At 32.6% G+C, this 11,028-nt stretch carries 10 protein-coding genes and 1 pseudogene; 5 read left to right on the forward strand and 6 right to left on the reverse strand.

Annotated features, from left to right (window positions below; genetic code table 11):
- Nucleotides 1-110: 110 nt before the first annotated feature.
- Complete coding sequence (locus ACQYZ7_RS03835) at nt 111-1,160, forward strand: endonuclease/exonuclease/phosphatase family protein (protein ID WP_430728462.1); 1,050 nt, start codon at nt 111-113, stop codon at nt 1,158-1,160.
- Between the two features lie 32 nt (nt 1,161-1,192).
- Here ACQYZ7_RS03835 and ACQYZ7_RS03840 read toward each other — a convergent pair whose 3' ends face one another.
- The 3 genes from ACQYZ7_RS03840 to ACQYZ7_RS03850 all read right to left on the reverse strand — a co-directional run bounded on the left by ACQYZ7_RS03840 (nt 1,193) and on the right by ACQYZ7_RS03850 (nt 3,745).
- The gene (locus ACQYZ7_RS03840; protein ID WP_430728463.1) at nt 1,193-1,537 is read right to left on the reverse strand and encodes a hypothetical protein; all 345 of its coding nucleotides are present in this window, start codon (nt 1,535-1,537) and stop codon (nt 1,193-1,195) included.
- A gap of 74 nt (nt 1,538-1,611) precedes the next feature.
- Nucleotides 1,612-3,297 carry a single-stranded-DNA-specific exonuclease RecJ gene (recJ, locus tag ACQYZ7_RS03845; protein WP_430728464.1) on the reverse strand — a complete coding sequence of 562 codons (1,686 nt, stop codon included), beginning with the start codon at nt 3,295-3,297 and terminating at the stop codon, nt 1,612-1,614.
- 19 nt (nt 3,298-3,316) lie between these two features.
- On the reverse strand, nt 3,317-3,745 hold the full coding sequence (locus tag ACQYZ7_RS03850) for an OsmC family protein (protein WP_430728465.1): 429 nt from the start codon (nt 3,743-3,745) through the stop codon (nt 3,317-3,319).
- Nucleotides 3,746-3,863: 118 nt separating this feature from the next.
- Here ACQYZ7_RS03850 and ACQYZ7_RS03855 point away from each other — a divergent pair, with 118 nt between their 5' ends.
- On the forward strand, nt 3,864-4,454 hold the full coding sequence (locus ACQYZ7_RS03855; protein WP_430728466.1) for a carboxymuconolactone decarboxylase family protein: 591 nt from the start codon (nt 3,864-3,866) through the stop codon (nt 4,452-4,454).
- A gap of 65 nt (nt 4,455-4,519) precedes the next feature.
- Here the strand turns inward: ACQYZ7_RS03855 and mscL are convergent, their stop codons facing one another.
- Genes mscL through ACQYZ7_RS03870 form a run of 3 tightly spaced genes read right to left on the reverse strand, consistent with a single transcriptional unit; the run spans nt 4,520 to nt 6,683 of the window.
- Nucleotides 4,520-4,921, reverse strand: a complete 402-nt coding sequence (mscL, locus tag ACQYZ7_RS03860) for a large-conductance mechanosensitive channel protein MscL (RefSeq protein WP_430728871.1) — start codon at nt 4,919-4,921, stop codon at nt 4,520-4,522.
- Between the two features lie 51 nt (nt 4,922-4,972).
- Nucleotides 4,973-6,076 (reverse strand): alanine racemase, encoded by a 1,104-nt coding sequence (gene alr / locus ACQYZ7_RS03865; protein ID WP_430728467.1) that lies wholly within the window; start codon nt 6,074-6,076, stop codon nt 4,973-4,975.
- Nucleotides 6,069-6,683 carry a thymidine kinase gene (locus ACQYZ7_RS03870; protein ID WP_115899836.1) on the reverse strand — a complete coding sequence of 205 codons (615 nt, stop codon included), beginning with the start codon at nt 6,681-6,683 and terminating at the stop codon, nt 6,069-6,071. Before ACQYZ7_RS03870 ends, alr begins: the two co-directional genes overlap by 8 nt.
- 101 nt (nt 6,684-6,784) lie before the next feature.
- Between ACQYZ7_RS03870 and ACQYZ7_RS03875 the strand changes: the two genes are divergently transcribed.
- The 3 genes and pseudogenes from ACQYZ7_RS03875 to ACQYZ7_RS03885 form a co-directional block, all read left to right on the forward strand.
- Nucleotides 6,785-7,729, forward strand: coding sequence for a hypothetical protein (locus ACQYZ7_RS03875; protein ID WP_430728468.1), 945 nt, complete (start codon nt 6,785-6,787; stop codon nt 7,727-7,729).
- Nucleotides 7,730-8,740, forward strand: coding sequence for a glycosyltransferase family 4 protein (locus ACQYZ7_RS03880; protein ID WP_430728469.1), 1,011 nt, complete (start codon nt 7,730-7,732; stop codon nt 8,738-8,740). It begins immediately after the preceding gene.
- Between the two features lie 483 nt (nt 8,741-9,223).
- Nucleotides 9,224-11,028, forward strand: a pseudogene (locus tag ACQYZ7_RS03885) (hypothetical protein); the annotation flags it as partial.

An 11,028-nucleotide genomic window follows, 5' to 3' on the forward strand; every position in this document is an offset into this window, starting at 1 on the left:
GAAAAATCTAATTATGTTAATGTTAAGTTAATATTATGAATGGTAACATTATATTAATTATGAGTTTTGGCTCGAAAATTGTTTTATTTTTGCCACCTAAAATTTATAATATGAGAAATATAACTGCTTTTTTAGTGCTTATTTTTGTCGCATTTTCTACATATGCACAGCAAAATCAAAAAAAATATAAAATAAGAACGGTAGGTTTTTATAATTTAGAAAACCTTTTTGATACAAAGAATGACCCTGAAAAGAATGATGAAGCAAGCCCTATCATGGAAATGAAAGGAGATAAAGAAGAAGTGTATTTAGATAAAATTGATAAACTAGGAGAAGTTATCTTGCAATTAGGGGCAGAAAAAGCTAAAACGAGCCCAGCAATTTTAGGCGTAGCAGAGGTTGAAAATAAAAAAGTTTTAGAAGATTTAGTAGCGTCAGAAAAATTAAAAAAGAAGCGTTATAGTATTATCCATTTTGATTCTCCAGATAAAAGAGGTATTGATGTTGGTTTGTTGTATCAACCACGTTATTTTAAGCCAATCCATTTTGAAGCGTTCAATCCTAATATATATGACCAGAATTATAAAGTTCATACACGTGATATTTTGTTGGTATCAGGTTATTTGGATGATGAGTTAATACATGTTATTGTAAACCACTGGCCATCTCGTAGAGGAGGAGAAGCGAAAAGTAGACCTTTACGTGAAAAGGCGGCTTACAAAGTGAAGCAAATCATAGAAAAAATAAAGTTGAACGACCCGAACCCGAAAGTGTTAATTATGGGAGATTTTAACGATGATCCTATCAATTCTAGCTTTAAAACTGTTTTACAAACAAAGAGTAAAAAGAAAAATGTAAATGAAGGGGATGTTTATAATCCATATGAAGATATGTTTCGTCGTGGATTTAATACATTAGGATACAGAGATAATATTAATTTATTTGATCAAATTATGTTTACTTCTCCATTATTAAATAAAGGAAAAAAAGATTTTTCAACCTATAAAATGTTTAAGTCAGGAATTTTTAACAAACGCTTTTTAACTCAAAAGAATGGTCGTTATAAAGGCTATCCTTTTAGGAGTTTTTCTTACGGAAAATATACAGGAGGATATAGTGATCATTATCCAGTATATATGTACCTAATTAAAGAGGATTAAATTAAAAAGGCTTGCAATTTTTGCAAGCCTTTTTAATTTTTACATATGTCATTTAAATAATTACTCATTCTTAACTGGAATAAAGTTCCTTTTAAAAGATCGTCTATTTGCCATAATTCAACTGAAGATACTGCCATGCTAACTTTATCTGAAGGAGTTTGTAGTAAAATAGACCTGCAATCTTTACCCTTACTACAAGTAGCGCAATTTTTTTGAAGTTTAGAGTCCGTTACCTTGTCTAAAAATAATTCTATTTCTTGTTCTGTTAAATGAAAGCCTGTGTCTCTAAATATTAATTGAACCAAGTTTGAATCGTTTTCTTTCCAATGAAAAGAAATGCCTATGTTGTTGTCGTATATTTTAGTAATTCCGTCCATAACTATATTTATATCGATAACAAATATATAAACTTATTTGGAATTATTCTAAATAAAAAAAACATGGTCTTTTACTATTTTAAATCTTTTAGCATTAGTTGAATAGAAGTATGTCCATTCCAAGTGTTCTCATCTAATGTATAAGCAACGTCAAAATCATTTTGAGTAAAGTTTATTTTATTACCTAAACCAAAACCTATAGCATTGTACGTTTTCTTGTCAGAACCATAAATAAGGCTTAGTTTTAAATGACTCTTGTCTGCGCCAATTTGTTTACCATAACCGTTATCTCTTACTGCGGAAGTAATAAAAACCGGTTTCATATTTAGTGGACCAAAAGGCGCCATTTGTTGAATAATACGGAAAAACTTTGGAGTAATTTCTGATAGGTCTATCTCAGCATCAATCGTAATTTCTGGAGTTAATAAACTTTTATCAATAGTAGAAGCAACAACTTTTTCAAACTTATTTTTAAAGTTTTCATATTGCTCGGGTAATAAAGTTAGTCCCGCTGCATATTTGTGCCCACCAAATTGTTCTATAAACTCAGAACATTGTTCTAAAGCATTATACACGTCAAATCCCTTTACAGATCGTGCAGAGGCTGCTAGTTTTTCTCCACTTTTAGTGAATACCAAAGTTGGTCTATAATAAGTTTCGGTTAAACGTGAAGCAACAATACCAATGACTCCTTTGTGCCAGTTTTCATCAAAAACAACTGTAGTATATTTTTCTTGTTCGTTGTTGTTTTCAATTTGAAGTAAGGCTTCTTGTGTAATTGCTTTATCTAGTTCTTTTCTGTCGGAATTGAATTTTTCAATTGCAGCAGCAAATTCAACAGCTGAGTCAAAATCCATTTCAGTTAGTAGCTCAACAGCATAATTACCGTGTTTCATTCTTCCAGCAGCATTTATCCGTGGAGCGATGATAAAAACTACATCGGTAATGGTGAGTTCTTTTTTTTGTAACTGATGAATAATGGCTTTGATACCATTTCTAGGCTGTGAATTGATTACTTGTAATCCATGGTAAGCTAATACTCTATTTTCACCAGTCATAGGAACAATGTCGGCAGCAATGGCAGTAGCGACTAAATCCAAATACGGAACTAAATCTTCAATAGTTTGATTTCTTTTTGAAGCTAATGCCTGAATTAATTTAAATCCAACACCACAACCACATAATTCATCATAAGGATAGTTACAATCTATTTGCTTAGGATTTAAAACAGCAACTGCTTTAGGAATTTCACTCCCAGGTTTGTGGTGGTCACAAATAATAAAGTCAATTCCTTTTTTAGTAGCGTAATTAACTTTATCAATGGCTTTGATACCACAGTCTAAAGCAATAATAAGTGAAAACACATTGTCTTCAGCAAAATCAATTCCTTGAAAAGAAACTCCATATCCTTCTTGATACCGGTCAGGAATATAGGTTGCAATATTTGGGTGAACTGTTTTTAAGTAGGATGACATTAAAGAAACGGCAGTAGTTCCGTCAACATCATAATCGCCAAAAACTAAAATGTTTTCATTATTGGTGATAGCATTTTCTATACGCTGCACAGCGATTTCCATATCCTTCATTAAAAAAGGATTGTGTAAATCATTTAGTGATGGGCGAAAAAAATGTTTTGCATCATCAAATGTTTCAATACCACGTTGTACCAAAATTTTAGCCAAGGTTGTATCGATAGATAATTCTTTGGCTAATTGTTTTACTTTATTGGTGTCTGGTTGCGGTTTTAATGTCCAGCGCATAGCAATTTTTCTCAAAAAATTAGTTGTTGTTGTGTAGATGTATACCAGTAGTTATATCTGCAAATTTTCTAAACATTTCCATAACACCACAATATTTCTCTATCGATAAATCTACCGCTTTGTTAATTTTTTTTTCGTCTAAATCGCTTCCATAAAAATGATAATCAACTAAAACCTTATGATAATATTTTGGGTGTTCTTCGGTTAATTCACCAGTAACTACAATTTTAAAATCGTCAATCTTTACACGCATTTTTTCTAGCATAGGTACAATGTCTAAACCAGAACAACCAGCTAATGAGGAAAGCATCATAGCTTTAGGTCGTAAACCAGTATTATTACCTCCATGTTCCTCAGAAGTATCAATTACTATTGAATGTCCACTTGGGTTGTCGCTTTCAAATTGCATGTTTTCTTTCCAAACGGTTGTAACTGTGTTCGTTACCATATCTTGATAATTTTTTGTTTATTGCGTAAGTAAGTCGATGTGCATTTCGACTTAATTGTCTAAATAGTAACACAAACTTACAGTAAAAAGTTAGTATTAAAAATTTAAAAATAAAACTATGCCTTTAGTAACTCCTTTAGATCCGAATCATGATGAAGAAACAAAACGGTTATCTGATTTTTATAATGAAACGCTAGGGTTTTGTCCAAACTCAGTTTTAACCATGCAACGCCGTCCAGAAATTTCCAAAGCATTTATTAATTTAAATAAAGCGGTAATGGCAAATCACGGACGTGTAACTTCTGCATTGAAACGTATGATTGCTTGGGTAAGTAGCAACGCTACTGGCTGTCGTTATTGTCAAGCACATGCAATTCGCGCTGCCGAACGTTATGGTGCAGAACAAGAACAACTAGATAATATTTGGGAATATAAAACACATCCAGCCTTTTCTGATGCGGAACGTGCAGCATTAGATTTTTCATTAGCAGCTTCAATGGTTCCGAATATGGTAGATGAAAAAATTAAAGAAGAATTATATAAATACTGGGAAGAAGGTGAAATTGTTGAAATGCTAGGAGTAATTTCTCTTTTTGGGTATTTAAACCGTTGGAATGATTCTATGGGAACAAGTATAGAATATGGTGCAGTGGAAAGTGGAGAGCAATATTTAGGAAAACATGGTTGGAATAAAGGAAAGCATGTATAAATGGAATTATCAAAAAATAAAAAAAGCTCGCATTTGCGAGCTTTCTTTATTAAGTATTTAATAGATTATTTTTTTAATAAATCTCTAATTTCTGCCAATAACTCTTCTTGACTAGGTCCCTTTGGAGCTTCTGGTGCAGGTTCTTCTTTTTTCTTCATAGCATTTACAGCTTTTACAACCATAAACATTACAAAAGCTACAATAATAAAGTCGATAACATTAGTTAAAAACTCACCATACAAAATGGCAACTTCTCCTGTTATTTTCCCCGCTTCATCAGCAACTCCTTCTGAGATTATGTATTTTAAATCTTTTAAATCAGCGTTAAAAATTAGTCCGATTAAAGGAGAAACAATCCCTCCAGTAAAAGAAGTTACTACTTGCTTGAAAGCAGCCCCCATTACAAAACCTACTGCAATGTCAACTAAATTACCTTTCATCGCAAAATCTTTAAACTCTTTGAGCATTCCCATAATTTTAAGTTTTAATAGTTAATTGAATTGAAAAGTATGAAAAAATTAACTTTTCACCAATCTTTTAATACGTTGAGATAAGGCGGTAAGTATTTCATATGAAATAGTTTCGCATTTATGTGCCATATACTCTATGTGTTGTTGGTGATTGAAAATAATAACTTCATCACCTTCGTTACAATCAATTTTAGTAACATCTACCATAATCATATCCATACACACATTTCCAATAATAGGGGCTGGTTGATTGTTGATAAAAACAAATCCATTTTTATTTCCTAATTTTCGTGAAATACCATCCGCATGTCCTATAGGAATCGTAGCGCTTCGTGTAGGTTGACTAGCAACAAAAGCTCTATTATATCCAACTGTTTCACCTGGTTGAACTATATTTATTTGAGAAATTATAGATTTTAGTGTATGTGTGTTTTTGAGTTGAGAAGTTTCTTGTTCGTTATTTCCAAAACCATATAAACCTATACCAAGACGTACCATATCAAATTGTGCTTTTGGATAGTTGATAATTCCAGAAGTATTCAAAATGTGTATCATAGGCTGATACCCTAAGTGCTCATAGATTTGCTTTGCTATATAAGCGAAATTATTTATTTGACCTATGGTAAAATTTTGCTCATTAGGATCTTCACTAGCAGCTAAATGAGAAAATATTGATTCAGCTTTTACGTTGTTTGATTTTTTTAGCTCAGCTACAATAGTAGGAACATCAGTATGCCAAAAACCGACTCTATTTAAACCTGTGTTAAATTTTAAATGTACAGGATAGTTCATCAAAGGCTTTTCATCAGCAAGCTTTAAAAAAGCATCAAAAATTTTAAAATTATATAGATTGGGTTCTAAACGATACTTAACAATATCTTTTAAGTTTTGAATTTGAGGGTTTAGAACTAAAATAGGAGTTGTAATTCCTGCTTCACGTAATACTATTCCTTCGTAGGAATAAGCAACCGCAAAATAATCAACTTGATCTTGTACAATTTTAGCAATCTCAGTTGACTCACTTCCGTAACCAAAAGCTTTAACAACTACTAATATTTTTGTGGTAGGTTGTAGCTTTTGTTTAAAATAGGCTAAATTGTGTAGTACAGCTTTAGGGTCGATTTCTAATACGGTAACGTGATTATTATTCATTATTGCTTTCTTTTTTATTATGCGTTTCGTGCTCTTTCATAGCTTTATAATAGGCAGCTCTGCTTAGTGGTTCGTATTCTTGAGTTTCACCTAAAAACACTAAATCTTCACTTTGAGCTTTTCTGTAGCTATAGTGGGCTAAGTTTCCTGTACGAGTACAAACAGCATGTACCTTAGTAACGTATTCTGCAGTAGCCATTAATGCAGGCATTGGTCCAAAAGGTTTTCCTTTAAAATCCATGTCTAAACCAGCTACAATAACACGAATTCCTCTATTGGCTAAATCGTTACAAACAGCTACTATTTCATCGTCAAAAAACTGGGCTTCATCTATTCCAATAACATCAACATCATTGGCTAATAACCTAATATTTGATGATGCAGGAACTGGTGTAGAGCGAATTCTGTTCTCATTGTGTGAGACTACTTCCTCATCGTCATATCGAGTATCAACTGAAGGTTTGAAAATTTCAACACGTTGCTTAGCAAACTGAGCACGTTTAAGTCTACGTATTAATTCTTCGGTTTTACCCGAAAACATTGAGCCACAAATTACCTCAATCCAACCAAATTGTTCTGTATGATTTACTGTATTTTCAAGAAACATTTTGTAATTTTAAGCTCTAATTATTGATTTTTGTATTACTTTCGAATGAGGAACAAATTTATTAAAATTTAACAGCAAAAATTAAAATCAAACAACAACTTATGCACAAAAAACTAGCATCGGATTTAACCAGTTTAGCACACAGTATCTTACAGATGAAAAATAGAGAAGATGTGTTTGAGTTAAAGCAAAAGGCATATGAGGTTTACGAAAAACTTTCGGTTTTAGCGTATGTAGAAGAATATATAAATAATACTCCCAAGCCTACAAAGACAAAAGAAGAGCTGTTAAAAGATGTTTTACTTGCTGAAGAAAAAAAGGAAGCAGAAGTTGTAATTGAAGAAATCTCTTCTAAGGAAGAAAAGATAAATGTCGAGCTAGAGAAAGAAACTACAAATGATTTGGTAGTTGATATAGAAAAGAACGAGGAGCCAATTCAAGAAGAAATAAAAGTAGAAAAACCGATAGAAGAGATAGAAGATAAGGTAGAGGAGGAAGAGTTTCTAGAGGAAAGAAAAGTACATCATTTAGAAGAAGATTTAAAAGAAGGTTTTGAGCAAGAAGCAGATGAAATAGCTAAAAAAGTAATTGAAGGAATTAATGAAGAGGAAATTACTAATGAAATTATTGAACAGCCTTTTGATGAATTAGAAGAGCTGTTACATGGTGATGCTGAAGATATAAAAAATGATGTAAAAGATGTTGGAGATAGAAAAACTCCAACGTTAGAAGATGAGTTACAAGATACTATTTCGGTAGATGTAATGACAGATTTATTTGCCAAAGCGGAACCTAAAAAATCATTAAACGATCACTTTCAAACTACAATTCAAATTGATTTGAATGATAGAATTGCTTTTGTGAAACATTTATTTAGCGGAGATCAAAACGATTTTAATAGAGTAATATCTCAGTTGAACACCATTAAAACAGAGAAAGAAGCTAAAAAGTTTATCAATAAAATGATTAAACCAGACTATGATTGGTCTGAAAAAGAAGAGTATGAAAATAGACTGTTAGAAATTATTGAAAGAAGATTTGCATAGATGGACCCTAATCTTATAGTTGTACATACACATTTTCATAATAGAAGAACAGGTGTTACAAGAAGTATTGAAAACGTACTTCCTGAATTAAAAAAGTTGTGTGTAACTTATCTTTATGGTTATGGTATCGAAGGAGAAAAAATTACAACTCCCCAACTAAAAAAGCTGTTATTTTCTAAAGAAAATATTGTTGTTCATTGCCACCGTAACAATGAAATTATAAAAATGTTATGGTATCGAGTTTTTGGAGCGAAATTTAAATTAGTCGCTACACGACACGCCGAAACAGAGCCTTCAGGTTTTACTAAGTTTTTATTAAAGAAATCAGATGAGGTTGTTACGTTAACAAGTTCAATGCATAAAACATTAGGAATTCCTAATGTGAAAGTACCTCATGGAGTAGATACAGGTCTTTTTGTTCCTGATCCAGAAAAAAGTTTGAAAAATATTACTCAAAAAAATATTATTCTTTGTGCAGGTAGAGTAAGGAAAGCCAAAGGGCAAAAAATATTGTTAGAAGCTGTATTACCTGAATTACAAGAAAACAAAGACTGGGCACTGGTTGTTGTTGGAAAGGTAGATAAACCACCTTTTTTAGAAGAATTAAAAGAAATAATTAAAAAGAACAATATTGAAAATCAAGTTTACTTTATTGATGAAACATTAGATATTGTTTCTTACTATCAAGCGGCTACAATTACAGTAGTTCCTTCTTTCACAGAAGGGTTTTCTTTAGTGTGCGCTGAAGCAATGGCATGTGCAAATACAGTAGTAGCTACAAAAAATGTCGGAGTACATTCTGAACTAATAACAAATTCAGAATCTGGGTACTTATTTAATTCAGGAGACATAGCTGAGCTACAAAAAATAATTAAAAGTTTAATAAGTAAGGAGCTTCCTCAATTAGGAAACAAAGCTCGAAAAGAAATTAAAGAAAACTGGAGCGCACAAAAAGAAGCTGAAGATTCAGTAAAAGTATATAAAAGGATAAATGAAAAGCCTTTAAAGTAAAGTGTTTTACCTGAAAAAACAAGATTTTCAATTTAAATAAATATGCGTTCCACAAGGCTTATTTCACGTTTAGTGTGGGGTTTCGTTATAGGGAAAACCCCTTTTTTACTACTGGTGTTAATAAGTTAAGTTGTTAAATAAGTGTTAATTGACTAACTTTGCTCTCCTAACTCATATTTCTTACATGAGTTCTGTAACCTCTCAAAAAGATATCCCTTTAACCTCTTTATTTTGGAACCTCTCTTAAAACTAAGAATAATCCTTTAGTTATTTAATAACCTCTTTAATAGATGTTTTACAGCCAACTCATTTCTTTTATGTTGGTTAGATGTGTAACCCCTTTAATAATAATTAATTAAAGAATAATACCATGTAAAATATTACAATATGTTGCTTAATGATACAGAGCCTGCCTGTAAAAGGAGAGGGTTAAAAACGTTAAAAAACTGCATTAATAGAGGTTTTAAAAGGTGTCTATATAGTATGACAGGGTTTCTTGTCGTGCTTTTTTTATTTTCAATAAATGCAGTGAATGCGCAGTTAGTAAACACAGAATCATCGGTTCAAGCCAATTTTGGTGTTGATGCTGACGTGCATTCAGGAATAGTATCTTTTCCAAATGGAGTAGTCTTCCCGTTCGGAACAGATGATTGGTTTTTAGGAGACTCAGGAATGGGAGTTATAGATGAAACTTCTACAGCGGTAACAGCAAATCTATTAGTAGATGATAATGCTTCTGCCGAAATTAGAATGAGTGTTCCTATTTACACAGTTGTAGATGGAAGACTTTGGATTGATGCTGTTTTTATTCGAGATCAAAATGCTCAAGGTAATAATACAGATTCAAATGTATTTACTGGGGGGTCAGATAAAAATAATGATAATCCGAATACTTGGACAATTACAGACGCTTCAGTACCTCAAAAAAATGATATTATAGATGTTTTTGGGCATTTAAGAAGAGAAGGAGCTACAGTAGGAACAGATGAATGGGCTTTTTTAGGAGCTTCAACAAGAAACGATAGTGGAGATAGCTACTTAGATTTTGAATACTTTAGAGAAAAAGTAAATTTAGTTGGCGGAACAATCCAATCAGAGGTGGACTTATCAGCTACAGGAGGAAGAACTCCATATGTATTTAACCCAGACGGTTCAGTGCTACAACATGGAGACATTATTCTTTCTGTTAATTATGCTAATGGAGGAGCTAATGCAATTATCAAATTATTTGTTTGGGTTGAATTAGTAGGGGTACCCGATTCTTATTTTGACACACATAATACATTGCCTTTTAGACCGTTTGAGTTTAAACAGGATAATAACGGATATGTACAGCATGATGGAGGAAATGGAGCAGGGAATTATGGATATGCTGAAATACAGTTAAGACAAGGAGCTCCTGATGCAATATTTTCTCAAGTAAATGATGAAGGAGCTGTGCCAGCAGGTCCTTGGGGAACTATAGATAAAGGGGGGAATATAGTATCTGACTATTCACAAACCACTTTTGCAGAAATAGCAATTAACGCATCAGCCTTAGGGTTTGATTCAAGTAGTACTCCAGGAATAGACTGTATAAGTCCATTAGGAAGTGTAATTGTAAAAACAAGATCTTCAGATTCATTTACCGCTGAGTTAAAAGATTTAGCAGGACCATTTAGTTTAGCAGATACACCAGAAGTAACAGTAGAAATAGAAGGAGAAGAGTTAGGGTGTACTGAAGATAGTATTACGTTAACAGCAAATGCAACACCAGAAGGAAATACCTTTACTTATATATGGTATAAAGATGATGTGGAAATTGAAGGGGAAACAGGAAATACATTAGAAGTAACAGAAGCTGGAGCTTATACAGTAGCAGCAACATTAGAGTTTGCTCCTGGTGTGGTAGGATGTACAGCTGAAGATGAATTTCAAGTAAATGGAGAACCTTTAATCCCTTTAAATCAAGTGTGTCCTGAAAATCAAACAATTCCAGAATGTACATCACAAGCAGATATTAATAGTGCTTTTACTACTTGGTTATCAGGATTCTCAAATTCAGGAGGAAATGGAACGGTGGTAGAGAAATATTATATAGGAGAAGATGAAGTTGATGTAAACACTCTTGAAGCACCTGATGCTTGTGGAGGAAGTATCGTTTTAAGATATGAGGTTTCTGATGAATGTGAACAAGTAGTTTCTTGTGAAAGAACATTTACAGTTACACCAGACGAGACTGCACCAGTAATCGTAGACGGTGACGATATTGAGTTAGAAGAATGTAACCAAGCGTGGCCAGAAGTTGT

Source organism: Tenacibaculum sp. SDUM215027 (assembly GCF_050566205.1).
Taxonomy (GTDB): domain Bacteria; phylum Bacteroidota; class Bacteroidia; order Flavobacteriales; family Flavobacteriaceae; genus Polaribacter.